The 18656-nt window shown below is 73.8% G+C and carries 17 protein-coding genes and 1 riboswitch; of the genes, 7 read left to right on the plus strand and 10 right to left on the minus strand.

Going from position 1 to position 18656, the window contains the following annotated elements:
* Nucleotides 1-41 precede the first annotated feature (41 nt).
* Nucleotides 42-1049, plus strand: a complete 1008-nt coding sequence (locus Voc01_RS36815) for an aldo/keto reductase (protein ID WP_203932290.1) — start codon at nt 42-44, stop codon at nt 1047-1049.
* Here Voc01_RS36815 and Voc01_RS36820 read toward each other — a convergent pair.
* Both Voc01_RS36820 and Voc01_RS36825 read right to left on the minus strand, forming a co-directional pair.
* Complete coding sequence (locus Voc01_RS36820) at nt 1043-2050, minus strand: LacI family DNA-binding transcriptional regulator (RefSeq protein WP_203932291.1); 1008 nt, start codon at nt 2048-2050, stop codon at nt 1043-1045. The genes Voc01_RS36815 and Voc01_RS36820 overlap by 7 nt on opposite strands.
* A 35-nt stretch (nt 2051-2085) precedes the next feature.
* On the minus strand, nt 2086-3078 hold the full coding sequence (locus Voc01_RS36825) for a coiled-coil domain-containing protein (RefSeq protein WP_203932292.1): 993 nt from the start codon (nt 3076-3078) through the stop codon (nt 2086-2088).
* Nucleotides 3079-3088: 10 nt separating this feature from the next.
* Nucleotides 3089-3223: riboswitch (cyclic di-AMP (ydaO/yuaA leader) on the minus strand.
* Nucleotides 3224-3469: 246 nt separating this feature from the next.
* On the opposite strand from Voc01_RS36825, the gene Voc01_RS36830 reads away from it, so the two are divergent.
* On the plus strand, nt 3470-5455 hold the full coding sequence (locus Voc01_RS36830; RefSeq protein WP_203932293.1) for a prolyl oligopeptidase family serine peptidase: 1986 nt from the start codon (nt 3470-3472) through the stop codon (nt 5453-5455).
* A 15-nt stretch (nt 5456-5470) separates the two neighbouring features.
* On the opposite strand, the gene Voc01_RS36835 is transcribed toward Voc01_RS36830, so the two are convergent.
* Genes Voc01_RS36835 through Voc01_RS36850 form a run of 4 tightly spaced genes read right to left on the minus strand, consistent with a single transcriptional unit; the run spans nt 5471 to nt 9676 of the window.
* A complete protein-coding gene (locus tag Voc01_RS36835; protein ID WP_203932294.1) occupies nt 5471-6691 on the minus strand; it encodes an MFS transporter in 1221 nt (406 codons plus the stop codon).
* Entirely contained in the window at nt 6684-8321 is a 1638-nt protein-coding gene (locus Voc01_RS36840) for an HEXXH motif domain-containing protein (protein WP_203932295.1), read from the minus strand. The genes Voc01_RS36835 and Voc01_RS36840 overlap by 8 nt, the downstream gene beginning before the upstream one ends.
* Nucleotides 8311-9465, minus strand: a complete 1155-nt coding sequence (locus Voc01_RS36845) for an FxsB family cyclophane-forming radical SAM/SPASM peptide maturase (protein WP_203932296.1) — start codon at nt 9463-9465, stop codon at nt 8311-8313. Before Voc01_RS36845 ends, Voc01_RS36840 begins: the two co-directional genes overlap by 11 nt.
* 46 nt (nt 9466-9511) lie before the next feature.
* Nucleotides 9512-9676, minus strand: a complete 165-nt coding sequence (locus Voc01_RS36850) for a hypothetical protein (protein WP_203932297.1) — start codon at nt 9674-9676, stop codon at nt 9512-9514.
* Between the two features lie 121 nt (nt 9677-9797).
* Between Voc01_RS36850 and Voc01_RS36855 the strand changes: the two genes are divergently transcribed.
* From Voc01_RS36855 to Voc01_RS36865, 3 genes are read left to right on the plus strand one after another with little or no spacing between them, the layout of a single operon-like run.
* Complete coding sequence (locus Voc01_RS36855) at nt 9798-11057, plus strand: DegT/DnrJ/EryC1/StrS family aminotransferase (RefSeq protein ID WP_203932298.1); 1260 nt, start codon at nt 9798-9800, stop codon at nt 11055-11057.
* Entirely contained in the window at nt 11035-11766 is a 732-nt protein-coding gene (locus Voc01_RS36860; RefSeq protein ID WP_203932299.1) for a hypothetical protein, read from the plus strand. Before Voc01_RS36855 ends, Voc01_RS36860 begins: the two co-directional genes overlap by 23 nt.
* Nucleotides 11763-12497 carry an amidohydrolase family protein gene (locus tag Voc01_RS36865; RefSeq protein WP_203932300.1) on the plus strand — a complete coding sequence of 245 codons (735 nt, stop codon included), beginning with the start codon at nt 11763-11765 and terminating at the stop codon, nt 12495-12497. The genes Voc01_RS36860 and Voc01_RS36865 overlap by 4 nt, the downstream gene beginning before the upstream one ends.
* On the opposite strand, the gene Voc01_RS36870 is transcribed toward Voc01_RS36865, so the two are convergent.
* A complete protein-coding gene (locus tag Voc01_RS36870) occupies nt 12475-13365 on the minus strand; it encodes a dihydrodipicolinate synthase family protein (protein ID WP_203932301.1) in 891 nt (296 codons plus the stop codon). The genes Voc01_RS36865 and Voc01_RS36870 overlap by 23 nt on opposite strands.
* A gap of 51 nt (nt 13366-13416) precedes the next feature.
* On the opposite strand from Voc01_RS36870, the gene Voc01_RS36875 reads away from it, so the two are divergent.
* Nucleotides 13417-14640, plus strand: coding sequence for a response regulator (locus tag Voc01_RS36875; RefSeq protein WP_203932302.1), 1224 nt, complete (start codon nt 13417-13419; stop codon nt 14638-14640).
* Here the strand turns inward: Voc01_RS36875 and Voc01_RS36880 are convergent.
* Nucleotides 14630-15583 carry a helix-turn-helix transcriptional regulator gene (locus Voc01_RS36880; RefSeq protein WP_203932303.1) on the minus strand — a complete coding sequence of 318 codons (954 nt, stop codon included), beginning with the start codon at nt 15581-15583 and terminating at the stop codon, nt 14630-14632. The genes Voc01_RS36875 and Voc01_RS36880 overlap by 11 nt on opposite strands.
* Nucleotides 15584-15646: 63 nt before the next feature.
* Here Voc01_RS36880 and Voc01_RS36885 point away from each other — a divergent pair, with 63 nt between their 5' ends.
* Entirely contained in the window at nt 15647-16552 is a 906-nt protein-coding gene (locus Voc01_RS36885; RefSeq protein ID WP_239160753.1) for an alpha/beta fold hydrolase, read from the plus strand.
* Nucleotides 16553-16560: 8 nt separating this feature from the next.
* Here Voc01_RS36885 and Voc01_RS36890 read toward each other — a convergent pair whose 3' ends face one another.
* Together Voc01_RS36890 and Voc01_RS36895 are read right to left on the minus strand one after the other, a co-directional pair.
* Entirely contained in the window at nt 16561-17619 is a 1059-nt protein-coding gene (locus Voc01_RS36890; protein WP_203932305.1) for a dihydrodipicolinate synthase family protein, read from the minus strand.
* Nucleotides 17619-18581, minus strand: coding sequence for an NAD-dependent epimerase/dehydratase family protein (locus Voc01_RS36895; RefSeq protein ID WP_203932306.1), 963 nt, complete (start codon nt 18579-18581; stop codon nt 17619-17621). Before Voc01_RS36895 ends, Voc01_RS36890 begins: the two co-directional genes overlap by 1 nt.
* Nucleotides 18582-18656 lie beyond the last annotated feature (75 nt).

Below are 18656 nucleotides of genomic sequence, written 5' to 3' on the forward strand. Positions count from 1 at the left end.
TACGTGCCAACGGAAGGCGCGTCGGTGACCAGAATGGCGGCATGGAACACAGGTGTCTGGGTGCGAGCGGGCTGCTCGTCAGCGAGTTGTGTCTCGGCTCGATGACGTTCGGCGGCGAGGCCGACGAGACGGCGTCGCGGCAACTCCTCGACCACTACGTCGACGCGGGCGGCAACTTCATCGATACCGCCGACGTCTACGGGGGCGGAGTGTCCGAGGAGATCATCGGCCGGTGGCTGGCCGGCCGTGACCGCGACGCGCTCGTCATCGCCACGAAGTTCTTCTGGCCCACCGGCGGCGGCCCGAACGACCACGGCGCGGGCCGCAAACACATCGTCGCGGCGCTGCACGCGAGCCTGCGCCGGCTCGGAACCGACCACGTCGACCTGTACCAGGTGCACGCGTTCGACGAGACCACCCCGCTGGAGGAGACGCTGTCGACCCTCGACGGACTGGTGCGCGCCGGCACCGTGCGGCACCTGGGGGTCAGCAACTACGCCAGCTGGCAGCTGCAGAAGTCGGTGGACGTCGCGCGGCACCGCGGCTGGGAGCCGTTCGTGGCGTCGCAGCCGCTGTACAACCTCATCGACCGGGACATCGAACACGAGCTGATGCCCGTGTGCCGCAACGAGGGCGTGGGCGTCATTCCCTGGGCGCCGCTGCGCGGCGGGTGGCTGACCGGCAAGTACCGCCGCGGCATGGCCTCGGCACCGCCGGACACCCGGTGGGAGGCGGACAAACAGCCGTGGCTCGGCGACTGGGCGAGCAGCGTCGACGAACGCACCTGGACGGTGACCGACGCGCTGTTCGCTGTCGCCGAGGAGGTACGGCGCAGCCCGGCACAGGTGGCGCTGCGGTGGCTGATGCAGCGCCCGGGGGTCACCGCGCCCATCGTCGGTGCCCGGACCGTCGCCCAGCTGGACGACAACCTGGGCGCGTCGGGATGGTCGCTGTCCGACAAGCACATGCAGACCCTCACCGAGGCCGGCACCCAGCCGCCGCCGTACCCCCACGGGTACCTGGCCAACTCGCCGCGACGGCGTCAGTAGCGCCGCCCGGTCGCGACACCGGCCGAGCTGTCGCGCACCTGGAGCGTGGCGGGGAACACGCGCCGCCAGCCCGGGGCGAGGTCCCGGTCCAGGAGAGCCCGGGTGGCGGCGGCCGCCATCGCCTCGACCGGCTGGTGCACCGACGACATCGGCGGCACGGTGCAGACGGCGATCACACTGTCGTCGAAGCCCACCACCGCCACGTCCCGGGGCACCCGCCGGCCGAGGTCGGCCAGCGCCTGCATCGCCCCGGTCGCCATCAGGTCACAGGCGACGAAGAGCGCGTCGACGTCGGGGTTCCGTTCCAGCAGCCGCACCGTCAGCTCGTAGCCCGCCTCGCGACGGAGCTTGCCGACGGCCGAGATGTCGGCGAGACCGAGGTCGCGGACGGCGCTCAGGTAGCCCGCCCGCCGGGCGTCGGCGCACGGGTTGCCCTCCTGCCCGTGCAGCGCGGCGATGCGACGGCGGCCGGTGTCGCGCAGGTGCACCACCGCCGCGTACGCCCCGTCGGCGTTCTCCATGTCGACGAACGGAACGCCCGGGGCGGACGGACCCATCGACACCACCCGGTCACACCGCGCGTAGAACTCCGCCGCGAGCGCCGGCGACACGTTGATGAGTACGACACCGGCGCTCACCGAGTCGGCGATCTGCGCCAGCCGGTCGGCCGCGTCGGGCTTCTCGACCACGTGCACCCGCAGCTGGGCCTCACCGCCGGCCAGTTCCCGCAGGATCCCGGCGGTCACCCGCCCGTAGTAGGGGCTGTTGCCGAACGTCGCGGCGTCGTCGACCACGACTAGCTCGACCACGCTTCCATGGCCGAACGCCAGCGCCCTGGCCGCCGGATCGGGACGGTACCGGAGCCTGTCGATGACCTGCCGGACGTGCGCGCGGGTCTCGGGCGACACGCCGGGTGCGTCGTTGATGACCCGGGACACCGCCGCGGTGGAGACGTGCGCCGCGGCGGCGACATCGGCCAGGGTCGGCCGCTTCCCGGACATCTACGCGTTCCCGGACATCGACGAACGGGCCCGGATCAGTTCACCGACAGATGGACGTGGTTCGTGTGGTCGCAGCTCGGGTTGCCACACTGGCCGCCGTAGGTCTTCCAGCTCCCCGTCGCGGTCTGCCAGATGCGTCTGAACCAGATGACGTACAGCACGTTCAGTGACCGGGCGTTGGCGATGTAGAAGTTCGCGAGCCGGTCGCCGTAGTCCTTGTCGCCGCCGGAGGCGGTGCCGCCGAAACCACCCGAGCTGGCGGCCCAGTCGCAGGCGCGGCCTCTCGGGTGCTCACCACCGTCCTCGGCGCTGCGGTAGCACTTCACGTAACGGGTGAAGCCGGCCGCCTTCGTCTGGTTGTAGGCGTAGAGCAGCACGTTGGTGACGCAGCCACCTGTTCCGGACGGGTCCTTGTTGCTGCACGAGCCGGACTTCCCGCCCGGACCCGGTGGAACCTTCGGACCGGATCCCGATGCCGCCTGGCCCGGACCGCCACCCACCGCGGCCTCGGCCTCTTTCTTCTTCTTCTCCATCAGCACGAGCTGCTGTTCCTGCACGGCGATCTCGGCGTCGAGCGACTTCTTCTGCTCCGCCAGCTCGCGGTTCAGGTCGTTGTACGCGCGGATCTGCTTCGCGTTGTGCAGCGCCAGACCGTTGGCCGCGGTGGCCCGGTCGATGAACTGGGTCGTCGTCGCGCTGGACAGCAACTGCGCGGTGGTCGCCAGGCCGTTGTTACGGTAGGCGACCACGAGCAGGCCGCGTGTGGTGACGGACAGTGCGTCCACCCGCTGCTGGGTCTCGGCGATTTTGGCGGTGAGCTCGTTCTGCCGGACGCGGGACGCCTCCAGCGCGTTGCGCGCGTCGACGAAACCACGGTTGGCGGCCTCCAGGGCCGCCCTCAGCGAGTCCGGGGTAGCGCCGTTCTCGTCGGGTTCGGCCGCGGCGGGAGCCGCGACGAACACCGCCAACAGCGCGGGGAGAGCGGCGACCAGCCACCATCGCCGACTGCGTTTGTCGGTCAACAACATCCGGTGCAACTGTTCCTTCCGTCGGCCGCCGACCAGGTTAGCTGACGGGTTCGGGACGGAAGGGTGTCCCTACCACTCGCGCGGATTCACCCCGGTGGTTCCTGGGTCCCCGGCTCGCCCGCAGGCGATTGGGCGGCAGCTACCACCGGCACCGGAGGGCGCCGCCGAGCGGTAGCCGGGAGCCAGATTAACGAAGGTCGAGCCGCTAGTGCACCCCGGGCATCCCACTGCTACCGCGAGAAAACACAACGACACGAACCGTTACCGAACGCCTCACCGGCTGGCGTTCGGTCGTTACCGATGGTGACGATCGGGGATGCGGGCCGCGCGTCTCACCGCATACGGTCGGGAAGCGCGTGGCGAGCCCGATGCCGAACCGTAGGGTGGGTCGATGCGGGATCCGTACGAGTGGCTGGAAGACGTCGACGGCGAGCGGGCGCTGGCCTGGGTCGGTGCCCGCAACGCCGAGACACCGGCTCCGCCACCCGACCTCGTCGCCGGTGTACGCGCGATCCTCGACGACCGGCGGCGCGTCCCCCGGCCGACCTGGCACGGCGGGCACCTGTACAACCTGTGGCAGGACGCCGACCACCCGCGCGGGCTGTGGCGACGCACCACAGTGGACGGTTACGCGCTCGACGACCCGCCCTGGGAGGTCCTGCTCGACCTCGACGCGCTCGGCGCGGCCGAGGGGGAGAGCTGGGTCTGGGGCGGCGCCACCCACCGGCGGCCCGCCTACGACCGCTGCCTGGTGGAGCTGTCGCGGGGCGGCTCCGACGCGGCCGTGGTCCGCGAGTTCGACCTGGCCGCGCGGGCGTTCGTCGACGACGGGTCCGGAGCGGCCTTCACGCTGGCCGAGGCGAAGAGCGACGTGTCGTGGATCGACGCCGACACGGTCTACGTCAGCACGGAGCTCGACGGGGGCGGGCTGACCGCGTCGGGCTACCCGCGCACGGTGCGCCGGTGGCGCCGGGGCACGCCGCTGGCCGACGCCGAGCAGGTCTACGAGTGCGGGATCGGCGACGTGTCCGTGCGCGCCTGGCACGACCCGACACCGGGCTACGAACGCGGGTTCGTCGGTCACTACCGCGACTTCTACACCCGGCCGACGTTCCTCGTCGACGCCGACGGCAGCCTGCGCAAGCTTGACCTGCCCGAGGACGCCGACTGGAGCGCGCGTCGCGAGTGGCTGCTGGTCAAGCCGCGCGAGGCGTGGACGGTCGGCGGCGTCACCCACCCGGCGGGCGCGTTGCTGGTCACCCGCTTCGACGACTTCATGGCCGGCGACCGGTCGTTCACCACCCTCTACACGCCCGACGAGCGCAGCGCCCTGGTGCTGTGGCGCTGGACCCGCGACCACCTGCTGCTGGTCACGCTCGAGGACGTGCGGTCCCGCCTGACCCTGCTGGTGCCGGGCGAGTGGGCGCCCCGCCCGGCGTCGGCCGGCCCCGCCGGTCCACTCGACACGGTCTTCGTGACCGCGACCGAGCCCGACCTCGGCGACACGGCCCTGCTGTCGTCGATCGGCTTCCTGCGCCCGGAGACGCTGTCGATCGGCGAGCGGGTGCTGAAGCGGGCGCCGGCGTTCTTCGACAGCGGCGGCATGACCGTCGAGCAGCGCTTCGCCACGTCCGATGACGGGACCCGGGTGCCGTACTTCCTCGTCGGGCACCCGGACGCGACCGGTCCGGCGTGGCTGACCGCCTACGGCGGCTTCGAGGTCCCGAGCCTGCCCTCGTACGACGGTGTCGTGGGCCGGTTCTGGCTGGAGCGCGGCGGCCGCTACGCGGTGGCCAACATCCGCGGCGGCGGCGAGTACGGGCCGCGGTGGCACCTGGCGGCCCGTCGGGAGAAGCGGCCGCGCGCGTTCGAGGACTTCGCGGCGGTCGCCCGCGACCTGGCCGACTCCGGCGTCGCCCCGCCCGGACGGATCGGCGTGAGCGGCGGCAGCAACGGCGGCCTGCTCATGGGTGCCATGCTGACCCGCTATCCGGAACTCGTCGGTGCGGTGGTGGCGATCGCACCGCTGCTGGACCTGCGCCGGTTCCACACGCTTCTCGCGGGCGCCTCGTGGATCGGCGAGTACGGCGACCCCGACGACGAACGGGACTGGGCGTACCTGCGGACGTTCTCGCCGTACCACAGCCTGCGGCCGGACCGCCGCCACCCGCCGGTCCTGTTCCTCACCTCGACCCGCGACGACCGGGTGCACCCGGGGCACGCCCGCAAGATGCTCGCCCTCCTGCGCGAGCACGGGCAGGAGGGGTGGCTGTACGAGAACGTCGAGGGCGGCCACGGCGCGGCGGCCGACAACGCCCAGCGGGCGTACATGCTCGCCCTCGAGATCGACTTCTTCCGGCGGCACCTGGACCCGTGACCCGGAGCCGCCGCCTCACGGCACCGGGACGGCCGCGCGGCGGCCGGCCGCCAGCGCGCGGTGCCCGAGGAGGCAGGTCACCACCATCGCCCCGGCGAGCGCCCACCCGGTCACCCGGCTTCCCGCGGCGGCCAGCAGGTACCCGACGACGACCCCGCCGAGCGGGCCGAGCCCGTCGGTGACGAGGGCGACCGCGCCCAGCATGCGTCCGAAGGTCTCCTCGGGCACGGACCGCAGCCGGATGACGGTCATCGCCACGCTGCTCACCGCGCCGATGCCACCCACCGCCGCCCACGCCGGCGCCAGCGCGTACGGGTGCGGAACGGCCGCGACGACCACCAGCGCCACCGCCCAGCCCCACAGCGACAGCGCGTACACCCGCTCCGGCCCGAACCGGCGCAGCAGACGCGGGGCGGCGGCCGCGCCGAGCACGCCGCCGACACCGCTCGCGGCGAGCACCGCCCCGAGTCCCCATCCGGACTGCCGCTGCTCGGTCATCACCACGATCACGAGCAGGATCACGCCCTGGAACAACGCGTTGGTCAGGCCGGTGACGAGGGTCGAGATCCGGATGAGCGGCACCGCCCACATCCACCGGAAGCCCTCGACGACACCGGCCACCAGGGGCGTGCGCTCCCGCCGCGTCCGGGCCGCGAGCCGCCGCCGCGGCAGCGCGAGGAGGGCGAGCAGGCACACGACGTTCGACACCGCGTCGACCAGGAACGGCACCGCCCGGCCGACGGTCAGCAGGCCGCCGCCCAGGGTGCGGCCGAGCATGACCGCGACCGGTGTCTCCGCCTGGTACCAGGCGTAGGCGGTGGGGCGCTGCGCCTCGGTGGTCACGTCGCGGACGGCGGTGTACTCCGCCATGTTGAAGAACGTGGACGCCAGGCTGTCCAGGAACGCGGCGACGAACAGGACGGCCAGCGCCGCACGCGCGTCCACGAGAAGCGCGACGGCGGCCGAGACCGTCGCGACCAGGCTGAGCGCGCGACACGCGAGCATCGTCCGGCGACGGTCGACGAGGTCGGCGACCAGCCCCGCCGGCACCTGGCCGAGCAGCGCAGGCAGGCCGACGGCCAGCGCCATCCAGCCCGCGGTCGCCGGTGACCCGGAGATGGTCAGCGCCAGCACCGGACAGGCGACGCGCACGGCGGCCGTGCCGACCTCGGACAGGCCGTTGCCGCACCAGAGGATCAGGAATTCGCGGTTGCGCAGGACGGAGCGGTCATCCATCGCCGGTCGTGCCCGCGAACCAGCCGAGCAGCGCCGGCAGGTCGGCCGGTTCGCCGAGCCCCGCGTTCACCGCGCACACCACGTCGGCGCGTTCGCGCAGGACGGCCAGGGCCGGCTCCGGGACCACGTGCGCGACGGTGAGGGCCAGACGCGCCCACGCCGCCGGGTCGTCGGACCGCCCGGTCGGCGTCGTCGGATCGGTCGGCGTCGTCGGCTCCGGGCGCAGGAAGCCGGGTGTGGCGTCGACGCGGAACTCGCGCGGGACGTCGAGCCGGTCCCGCAGCCGCGGCTCCGGTAGCGGGCCCGGTGGGCGGCCGGCGCGCCACCGGTCCACGAGGTCGGCGACGGCGGCCGCGTCGACCGTGCGGTTGCGTACGCACCACGCCACCCGGTGGGCCAGCGACGAGTCGTCGGCGACGGTCGCCGCGTGGTCGGGCACCTTCTCGTCGCGGAACCGCGCCATCGACTCCGTCATCGCGGCGACGAAGACCCGGCCGGCCGGCGTCAGCAGCGGCGACGTGCGGACCTCGTCGAGCGCGCGGTCGACCTGGGCCCGCCACCGGGCGAACTCGACGTCGGCCGTGGGCGAGTCGTCCACCTGGCGCATCGCGCACCAGAACCCGGTGACACCGATGTGCGCGTAGATGCCCTGTAGGAGGCCGACGAGCGGGCGCGGGTCGTCGCGCCACGGCGCGTAGAGGTGCCGGGTGGCGTCGGGCTCGTGCAACCGCACCAGGTCGGTCAGGGCGGCCAGCTTGCCGTGCTGGAACTCGTGGATGAGGGCCAGCGCGAACTGCGCCCCGCCACGGGCGGCGCTCATGTTGACGCACCCGAAGGCGTCGTAGGAGGTGAAGCTGACGCCGACCGGGTGGGGGTCGGCGGTCAGCGGGACGACCGTGGCCAGGCCGGCCCGCATCGCCGCGGCGTAGGCGGGGAACCGGTCGAGCAGCAGCCGCCAGCCGGCGGCGAAGTGCTCCTGCCACGTCCGCGCCTGCGCGTCGGTCAGCCGGGGCGGATCGGCGCCGACCTGGCGGGCGCTGTACGGGTCGGACAGGTCCCGGTACGGGTCGAGGTCGTCGAGGACCACCTCGACGGTGCCGGCCGTCAGGCGGCGCAGCGGGAGGGTCTCCGCGCCGCCGTCGGCGGGCCGCGCCGTCGCGTCGTCGCCGATGACCAGGTCGGTGACGCCGTGCCCGGTGCCGGCGACCCGCAGCCCGGCGATGCCGGGCAGCAGCACCAGCCCGTCGCGGACGACCACCCGCACCGTGCCGCCGCGGCCGGTGGTGAGCCGGTGGGCGGCGACGAGCCAGCCGAGGTAGCCGAGGTCGACCCACAGCGGTGTCGCGTCGTCGTCGCCGTGCTGCGCGCGGTGCAGGGTCCGGGCGAGCCACGGGCCGACGTTGGGCCACCGCAGCACGGTGGCGATCTCCGCGGGCGGCAGACCGCGCAGGTGGTCGAACGCGGTGGCGAAGCCCGACGCGGCGACCGCGTCGGGGTGCCGCCGTCCCGCCGTCAGGTGCAGCACCCGCAGCAGGGCCAGCCGTTTCGCGTCCTGGCCGTCCCGGAGAGCGGCCATCGTCGCCGGGGTCTCGCGGCCGAGGCCGACGTCGTGTACGAGGTCATGCGACATGGGTTCGCCGTTTCCGCAGGATCGGGTCCAGTTCCGCCCGCACGGTCGCGCCGATGTGCCGGATGAGCGTCATCAGGTCGGGGCAGAAGACGGACGGGTTCCGGAAGCCGGTCGCCGGGTCGTACCGGTGGGTGTAGTTGCCGCCGCCGCAGACGTCGCGGAGGTCGCACGGGCGGCACCGGTCACCGAGCGCCGCCGCGCCGATCTGCCGGGCCACGATCGACGGCGCGGTCAGCGCGGCGTCCAACGGGTTGCCGCCGCCGCGCAGCGTCAGCCGGGTGGCGCCGGCGTAGGTCGTCTTCAACGCGTCGACCTGCTCCAGGGTGCCGTCGGTCTCGATGACGGCGACCCGCACCGGCGCCAGACCGATCGCCTCGGTGTCGGCCCGGCCGCCGAGCAGCAGCGTGAGGATCTCCTCGAACAGCCGGACCCGCGGCCGCGGCGCGTCGGCGCGGTACCAGCGGTCGAAGACCGTGACCAGCCACCGGCCGAACGCACCGGCCGGCCCGGGCGGGGGAGCGGCCCAGTTCGCGTGGGGCAGCAGGAAGTCGACGACCGGCGGGTTCAGCGCGGCGAGCGCGTCGTACGTCGTCACGGGGTCGTTGGACAGGTCGATCGTGCACAGCAGCCCGCCGAGCAGCCCGGCCTCGGCGAGCGCGGACACCCCGGCGACGGCCCGCCCGTAGCTGCCGCCGCCCGCCTTCGTGACGCGGTGCCGGTCGTGGCCGGCACGGTCGCCGTCGATGCTGACCGCGACCCGGATGCGGTTGCGGGCGAAGACGTCGACGAACGCGGGCGTGACGAGGACGCCGTTGGTCTGCAGGCCGAGCCGGAGCGACGTGACCGGCCCGACGATCCGGCGGGCCGTGGCGGCGAAGCGGTCCAGCCGCGCCGCGCCGGCCAGCAGCGGCTCACCGCCGTGGAAGACCAGCCCTGTGGCCGGCACGGCGTGCCGCTGGACGTGGTCGCGGATGCGGGTGCACGCCTCGGCGAACACGTCGTCGGCCATCACCGGTGGCTGCCCGCGCCAGCCCTGGTCGACCGACTCGTAGACGTAGCAGTAGTCGCAGGCGAGGTTGCAGCGGCTGTGCACCTTGACGACGAACTGGTTGAAGGCCGACGGGTGCCACCCGCCGGCCGTCAACGCCGTGACATCCAGCCCGTCGTCGGGCCAGGGGATCGGGGCCCCGTCAGCTGTCGTAGTCGACGAACGAGTTGAACCCGAGACCGCGCGACTCCCGGGCCTCGGGGGACGCCGCGCGCTCCAGGGCGTCGCGCAGCCCGGGGCTGGCGACGGCCATCAGCTCTTCCAGTTCGGCGTCGGTCAGTTCGGGCAGTGGCTGCACCGTCTCCATGTCATTTCTCCCCGTCGATGCATGAGGTCGGAAGCGTATCACCGCCGGCCCGACGCGTCCGTTGACACGGTGCCGCGCTGCGGGCTAATTTCGGCCCCGACCCAAATCTGAGGCGGTGGACATGACGCTCGCGCGCGACGGCGGGACGCCGGTGCGCGACACCCCGTTCCCCACGTTCGCCGACGCCTCCGGCCGGACGTTCGGGCCGGAGGAGGTCGCCGCCCTCGCCGACGTCGTCGGGCGGGGCACCCTGTGGCGGGTCGGCGGGGTCGAGGTCGCGGCGCTGGAGCGGGAGTTCGCGGCGTTCCTCGGCCTGCCGCACGCGGTGGCGAGCACGTCCGGCACGGCCGCACTGCACCTCGCGGTGGCGGCGGTCGACCCGGAGCCGGGCGACGAGGTCGTCGTCCCGCCGATCACCGACTTCGGAACGGTCATCGCGGTACTGGCCGCCGGCGCGGTGCCCGTCTTCGCCGACGTCGACCCGGTGACCGGGTGCCTGACCCCGGAGACGGTCGAGGCCGCGATCACCGACCGGACGCGGGCGGTCATCGTGGTGCACCTGTTCGGCGGGCCGGCGCCCGTCGACGGGATCGCCCGGATCTGCCGCGCCCGGAACGTCACGGTCATCGAGGACTGCGCCCAGGCGTATCTCACGGAGAGCCAGGGCCTCGCGGGTCTCACGGACAGCCGGGGCCTCGCGGGCACCCGCGGCGACATCGGGTGCTTCAGCCTGCAGCAGTCCAAGCACATCACCGCCGGCGACGGCGGCCTCACCGTCACCGCCGACCCGCACCTGGCCGGGCGGATGCGGTTGTTCGCCGACAAGGGCTGGCCCCGCGACACGAACGAGCGCACGCACCTGTTCCTCGGCTTCAACTACCGGATGACCGAACTGGTCGGCGCCGTCGCGCGGGTCCAGCTGACCCGGCTCACCGGCGTCGTGGACGCGCGGCGCGCCGTCGCCCGGCGGCTCAACGACGGCCTCGACGGCCTGCCCGGGCTCACCACCCCCACGCTCGACGGGCACAGCTTCTGGCTGTATCCGCTCGTCGTCGACCCGGCGGTCCTCGGTACCAACAGGGAGTTCGGCGCCGCCCTGGTCGCGGAGGGCCTGCCGGTGACCCCCGGCTACCTCGACCGGCCGGTGCACCTGGTGCCGGCGCTCACCGAACGCCGCACGTTCGGCACCTCGGGCTTCCCGCTCACCTCGCCGCCGGCCAGCCGCGACATGCGCTACGCGCGGGGCGACTGCCCGGTGGCCGAGCGCATGATCGACGAGACGCTGCTCGTGGTGGCCTGCAACGAGCGGTTCACCGACACCGACGTCGCCGACCTGGTCGAGGGGATCACCAAGGTCCATGCCGCATTCACCACGAACTGACCCGATCGCCCTCGACTGCGACGTCCTCGTCGGGGCGTGGCCGCCGCGGGCCGACCTCGACCTCTCGCCGGAGACGACGGCGACGACCCTGGCGCGCGCCGGAATCGCCGGTGCCCTGGTCTGTTCCGGCCGCGGCGCCTGGTTCGACGACCGGGGCGGCAACGACGAGACGATCGCCGCCTGCGCCACGCAGGGCTGGCTGCCCGCCGGCACCATCGACCTGCGCAACGCCCTGAACGCCGAGGCCGAACTCGACCGCCTGGTGCGCAACGACGTGCGCGCCGTGCGGCTGTTCGGCCCGCTGCAGGGCTGCGAGCCCGGCTTTCCCGGCTACTCGCACGTGATCGACGCGGCCGTACGGCGCCGCATGGTGCTGCTCGTGGAGGGTGACCTGCGCCTGCTGTGGCGCGGGTTCGCCGGCCGGGGCGCCACCGTGGTGTTCCTCGACGCCCACGCGTACCACGTGGCCGACTTCGTGCTGGCCGCCCGCGCCGAGCCGGGGTTCCTCGCGTCGACCCGCCTGCTCAACGCCCCGGACTCCATCGAACGCGTCGTCGGTGAGGTGGGCTCAGCGCGTCTCGTATTCGGTTCGCGGACGCCGGTGAGCGACACCTCGCCGGCCGTCCTGCGGATGCGCCGCGCCCGGTTGTCCGCCGCCGACTGGGCCGCCGTCACCGGCGGCACGCTCACCGCGGCGCTGCGCCGATGATCATCGATGTGCACGCACACTGGGGCCCCTGGTTCTTCCCGATGGACGTCGGCGACGTGGCCACCAACCTGCGGGTGATGGACGAGTGGGGCATCACCCTGCAGATCGTCTCCGCCGTCGAGGCCGTGGTGTACGACGCGCCCGGTGGCAACGCGAAACTCGCCGAGGTGCTGAGAACCGAGCCGCGGCTGCGCGGCTACGTGGTCGCCAACCCCAACGACCCGGCCGCCGCCGAGGCCGACCTCCGCCGGTACCTGCCGCGTGCGGAGTTCGTCGGGGTGAAGGTGCACACGACCTACCCGGGCCGCGCGATCGCCTCACCCCAGATGCGCGACCTGTTCGCCCAGCTGAACGAGCACGGAACCACAGCGCTTGTCCACACCTGGGGGCCCGACGTCCTCGACCTCGTGCCGCTGCTGGAGAACAACCCGAACGTCCGGGCGATCGCCGCGCACATGGGCGCGTTCCGGTTCGACCTCGCCGCCGAGGCCGCCCGCGCCTGCGACCGCCTCTACCTCGAACCGTCCGGCTCGATCGCCGACGCCGGCCAGGTCGCCCACGTCGCGGCCCGCGTGCCGGCCGGGCAGTTGCTGTTCGGCACCGACGCGACGCTCATCGACCCGGCCGTGTCGATCGGCCTGGTGACCGACGCCGACCTCGACGCGGCCACCCGCGAACGCCTGTACTGGCGCAACGCGGCGGACCTGTTCACCCTGCACGGAGCGCTCTGAGGACCCGCTCCCGGTCGTCGGCCGGAAGCGCCGGACCGTGCCGGTCGACGGCGTGGTCCGGCGGAATCCGGCCCTCTTCGGCCGCGATCCACAGCATCCGCTGCACGTAACCCTCCATCGGCTCGGTGAACGTCACCGCCGCCAACCGGTCCAGCCGCACCGAGGCGGTGACGAACCGGTCGAAGTCACCCCGGGCGAACGCGTCGAGCACCGCACCCGTCACCGGCACCGCCGCGGCGGCGAGCCCCACCAGCGCCGCCTGCGCGCCCCACATCAGCGACGGCCCGAACATGCGGTCCTCGCCGGTGACCGCGAGCCGGTCGGCGCCGGTGGTGGCCGCGATCGCCTCCTGGCACGCGATGGCGTCGCTCAGCAGCGCCACCTTGAGGCCGGCCACACCGGGATGGTCGAGCAGTTCGGCCCGCACCGTGGCCGGATACGGCCGCGTGTACAGGTCGAAGGCCAGCATCGGCAGCCCGGCCGCGCGCCACAGGGCGTCGTGGTGGGCCAGCGGGTCGGTTCCGGCCGGCGCGAACACGAGCAGGCCGTCGGCGCCGAGGTCCGCCGCCCGCTCGGCGTCGCGCGCGGCCGCCGGGCCGTCTCCACCCGTTCCCACGATCACGGGGACGCGCGTGAGCACGGCCCGGCGCACCACAGCTTCGCGGACAGCCGGGTGGAGGTAGGGCCCACGGCCCGTGTGGGCCAGGACGGCCAGCGCGTGCGCACCGTCGGCCACCAGCGAGCGGAGGTAGGCCTCCAGGACCGCCCCGTCGACCCGCCCGTCGGGGTCGGCCGGGGTGGCCGCGGCGGCCACCAGGCGCCAGCGCAGCCGGTCGCGCAGCGCCGCGGCCCGGTCGTCGAGCGTCATCTACCAGCACCTGCCTTTCGGGTTTACCGGCCCCGACCGTAACCTGTTCCCGTGGGTATCGAGATCGGCGTCGTCGGTCCGCACGATCTGGTCGACGACGTCGCCGCGATCTGCGAGGAGCAGCCGGCCGTGGTCGCGCACCGGTTCGACTACGACCACGAGTCGCAGGCCGTCGGTCTCGTCGAGGCGCGGGCCGGTTCGGTCGACGCCTGGCTGTTCACCGGCGTGGTGCCGTACACGATGGCGAGCGAGGCCGGTGTGCTCACCCGGCCGGCCACCTTCGTCGACTACACCGGCGCGACGCTCCTGCAGGCGATGGTGCGGCTGTTGCGCGACGGGCACGACGTCAGCCGCATGTCCATCGACACCGTGCCGTCGGCCGACGTCACCGCGACGCTGCGCGAGGCGGGCGTGCCCACCGCCGGCGTCCGGACGCTGCCCTACCAGAGCGGCGTCGACTCGGCCGACGTGGTCGAGTTCCACCGGCGGGCCCGCCGCGGCACGCGGGGCACCCACGTCGCCGTCACCTGTCTCAGCTCGGCGTACGAGGTGCTGGTGACGGAGATGCCGGCGCTGCGGCTGGTGCCGTCGGCGCACTCGGTGCGCATCGCCGCCCGCCAGCTGATGCTGCACGCCGACAGCCAGGCCCAGGAGGACGCCCAGCTCGTTCTCGGCCTGGTCGAGCTGCCCGGCGGCGACGACGGCCTGTCGAAGGAGGCGAACGCGCTCGCCGGGAGCGTGGCCCGCTACACCGGCGACACGTACCTGCTCGTCACCACGCGCGGGCCGGTGCACGCCGTGACGGGCGGGTTCACCTCGCTGCCGATGCTGCGGCGACTGGCCGACCGCCACGACGTGGTGCGGGTCGGGTTCGGTCTGGGGCGCAGCTCGGCCGAGGCGGAGACGCTGGCGCGGCGGGCGCTGGCGCGGGCCCGCCGGCTCGGCGACGTGGCGGCCGTGCTGTCGTTGCGCGGCGAGGCCGACGTGGTACTGGAGTCGGCGATGCCGGTCTCCGCCGGTGAGACCCGGCTGCCGGTGCTGGCCCAGCGGGTCGGCATCTCGGTGTCGACGCTGGAGCGGCTGATCGCCGCGCAGGAGGCGGCCGGTTCCGAGCCGCTGACCACCCGGGAGGTGGCGGCGCGCCTGGCGGTGCAGCAGCGCACCGCCCGCCGCATGCTGCACCGGCTGGAGCTGGCCGGGCTGGCCGAGCGCACCGGCAACCTGCTGTCGGGCGGCAGCGGCCGTCCGCTGACCGCCTACCGCATCACGGTCTGAGGTAACGCTCCACGAGCGCGGCGCCGATGGAGGCCAGCCGGTCGCGCACGTCCGGAGGGCCGGTGACCTCGACCCACTCGACCATCCCGGCGAGCTCGCCGGCGAGGGCGTACTCGTTGTAGCCACGGATCTCGACCTCGACGCGGCCGTCGGTCGTGGCGCCGCCGACCTCCAGCCGGTCGCCGAGCATCATCCGCAGGCGGCCCAGGCCGTCGGTGGCGCACACCGCCCGGATCCGCAGCGGCGTGCGCCGGCGGTCTATCTCGTCGGCGATCTCGCGCCAGGTGACGGCGAGGTCGAACTCCGCGGGCCGGTGCACGGGGTCGTCGATCGGGTCGGCCGCCGTCACGCGGTCGACCCGGAAGGTCCGCCGGCCGGCACCGGTGTGGCAGACGAGGTACCACCAGTGGCCCTTGGCGACGATCCCCAGCGGGTGGACGGTCCGCGCGGTGTCGGTGCCCGCGCCGTCGACGTAGCGCAGCCGCACCTGGACGCCGCGGATCACCGCGTCCTGAAGGTCGTCGAGGAAGCGGGGGGTCCGGCGCTCGACCCGCGGGTACCCCCACCGGGGCGGGTCCACGACCAACGCCGACGCCGCCGCCTCGGCCTGCGTCCGGAACGGCTCCGGCAGGGCCCGGACGAGCTTGCGCAGCGCCGCCTTCACGGCCGGTGTGGCGGCCGAGGCCGGGCCGGCGACCAGGAACAGGGCGCGGGCCTCACCCGCGGTCAACCCGGACAGGTCGGTGCGGGCGCCGCCGACGAGGCGCCAGCCGCCGCCCCGGCCCTGCGTCGAGTACACCGGCACACCGGCCATGGCCAGGGCGTCGAGGTCACGGCGGGCGGTGCGTTCGGAGATCTCCAGCTCCCGGGCCAGCTCAGCCGCCGTCACGTGCCCGCGTCGCTGCAGCAGGAAGAGGACGGCCATCAGCCGGTCGGCTCGCATGCCGACGACACTGCCCGGAAAACCGGTCAGGGGATGACCGGTTCCGGTCCGCAGGATGGCGGCATGTTCGAATCCACTCTCATTCCGGTCAACGGTGTGCGGCTCGAAGTGTTCGAGGCGGGCCGTGCGGGACGGCCCGTCGTGCTCTGCCACGGCTGGCCGGAGCACGCCTTCTCCTGGCGCCACCAGGTGCCCGCCCTCGCCGCGGCGGGCTACCACGTCATCGTCCCGAACCAGCGGGGCTACGGCGGTTCGTCCCGCCCGACCGACGTCACTGCCTACGACCTCGGGCACCTGACGGGCGACCTGGTCGCGCTCCTGGACCACTACGGATACGGGGACGCCACCTTCGTCGGCCACGACTGGGGCGCGATGGTGGTGTGGGGCCTGGCCCTGTTGCATCCGAAGCGGGTGAACAGGGTGGTCAACCTGAGCCTTCCGTACCAGGAGCGCGGCGAACGACCCTGGGTCGAGTTCCTGAAGGAGGTGGTCGGCGGCGGCTCCCACCTGGTCCACTTCAACCGGCATCCGGGGGTCGCCGACGCCGTGTTCGACGCGGACCCGTCCCGGTTCCTGCGCAACCTCTACCGGAGGAACGCGCCCGCGGGGATGCCGCTGATCGACCTCGCCGGACTGGAGACACCACCCGGCGAGCCCCTGATGAGCGACGACGAACTGGCCGTGTTCGTCTCCGCCTTCGCGTCCACGGGGTTCACCGGCAGCATCAACTGGTACCGGAACCTCGACCGCAACTGGCACCTGCTGGCCGACGTCGACCCGGTCGTCCGGCAGCCCACCCTCATGGTCTACGGCGACCGTGACACGGTCGCGAGGTCCGAACGGCTGTCGGAGTTCGTGCCGGACGTCGACGTGGTCGGCCTCGACTGCGGCCACTGGATCCAGCAGGAGCTGCCGGAGGAGACGAACCGGGTGATCCTCGACTGGCTGCGCCGGCGGGACGCGGCCTGACGTCGAGGTCAGGCGAGCCAGCGGTCGCGGTGCTCGGCGACGAACTCGTCGTCGGTCAGGTGCGGGTAGGCGGCGAGCACCCGGTCGATCTCGGCGAGCTGGCCGGGGGAGAGGTCCTCGGCCGGATCGAGGCACCGGCGTCCGGCCAGCAGACCCTGCCGGCGCAGCACCTCGTGGATGCCCGGGATGCAGCCGTGGAACCGGTTGGCGGCGTCGAAGAGGGCCGCGTTGGCGTCCGTGAGGTGCCCGTCGAGCGTCAGCAGCCGGCGCAGGGCCGCGTCGTCACCGGCGCGCGCCCGCCCGGCCTCGGCCAGCAGCTCCACCGCGCGCCGCGCCCACACCGCCCACTGCCCGAGGAGGCCGCCGACGAACGACACCGCGACGGTGCGACCGTCGACGACCACCCGGTGCGGAGCGACCAGGTCGGCCAGGATGTGGTCGTCGTTGCCGGTGTAGAGGGCCAGCTCGCCGGCGCGTCCGGAGCGGACCACGCCGTGCAGCACGTCGAGCGTGCGGTACCGGTCGAACGGCGCGACCTTGATGCCGACGACGGACTCGGTGGCGGCCAGCCGCGCCCAGAAGTCGCGCGACAGCTCGCGCCCGCCGACCGCCGGCTGCAGGTAGAAGCCGACGACGGGCAGTACCTCGCCGACCGCGCGGGCCCGGTCGAGCAGGCCCTGCTCGTCGAGACCGGGGTACGGGGGGAGCAGCACCACGTGGTACCCGAGCGAGGCGGCCAGCTCGGCCTCGGCGACCGCCTGGGCCGTCGGCCCGTAGACCCCGGCGACCAGCACCGTCTCCCGGGCGTACCCGGCCGCGACCTCGGCGGCGAGTTCGAGCACCGGCCGCAGCAGCCCGACCTCGGGGTCGTGGATGGCGAACTGGGTCGTGTGCACCCCGACGGCCAGCCCGCCGGCGCCGGCTTCCACGTAGTACCGGCTCAGCGCCCGCTGGCGCCGCTCGTCGAGCCGGCCGTCGGCGTCGAGGGCCAGCGGGTGGGCCGGGATGACGCAGCCGCGGGCGAACCCCGCCGGCACCCGCATCGCGTCGACGGCCGGGCTGGCCATCAGAACTTCCCGTCGCGGCGCTGGAAGCCGGTCGGCTTGCCCAGCAGCGGTCCGCCGTCGGCGACCCACGCCGCCGTCCACTCCAGCAGTTCGGCCACGCCGACGTCCGGCGGTCCGAACAGCTCGTGGCAGCGCCGGGCGTCGGACAGCAGCGCGGTCGGCGCCTCGGTGCCGGTGAACCCGGGCTCGCGGTCGAGCAGCCGGCCGAAGCGGGTCGCCAGGTCTCGGACCGACAGCAGCTCGGGTCCGGTGACGTTGAGCACCAGCGGTGGGACGCCCGTGTGCCGCAGTGCCCGCAGCGTCACCTCGTTGGCGTAGCCCTGCCACACCACGTTGACGTGCCCGGTGCCGACGTCGACCGGCTTGCCGTCGTGCACGGCCGTCGCGATGTCGATCAGCACGCCGTAGCGCATCTCGACGGCGTAGTTCAACCGGATCAACGCGGCCGGGGTGTCGGACCGGCCGGCGAGGTGGGTGATGACGCGCTCCCGCCCGAGGCACGACATCGCGTACTCGCCGACCGGCCCGACCGGCGTGTCCTCGGTGCATCCACCGGAGGACGGCGGCACGAGCGGGTACACGTTGCCGGTCGACAGCGCCACCAGCCGCGAGCCGCGGAACCGCTCGGCGACCCGGCCGGGCAGGTACGCGTTCGTGGCCCACGTGGCGGCCTCCCGGCCGGTGCTGCCGAACTTCGACCCGACCAGGAAGACCACGTTGGCGGCGTCGGGCAGCAGGCCGAGGGCCTCGTCGTCGGACACGTCGGCCTCGATGACGTCGGCGCCCTCGGCCTGCAGCGCCGTGGCCAACCCGGGCTCGGAGAACCGCGACACCGCGACGACCCGGGCGCCGGTGCCGGCCGCGGCGATGCCGCGCAGGGCCAGGCGCACCAGGCTCGGCCCGAGCTTCCCGCCGGCGCCCAGGACGAGCAGGTCACCGTCCAGGTCGCGCAGGTCGGTCACGAGGGCGTCCCGCGGCCGGGAGAGTCGTTCGTCGAGTTCGGCAGACGATCGCATTCGACCCCTCTCGGTTAACGG

Origin of the sequence: Virgisporangium ochraceum, from assembly GCF_016863655.1 — a bacterium.
GTDB lineage: Bacteria > Actinomycetota > Actinomycetes > Mycobacteriales > Micromonosporaceae > Virgisporangium > Virgisporangium ochraceum.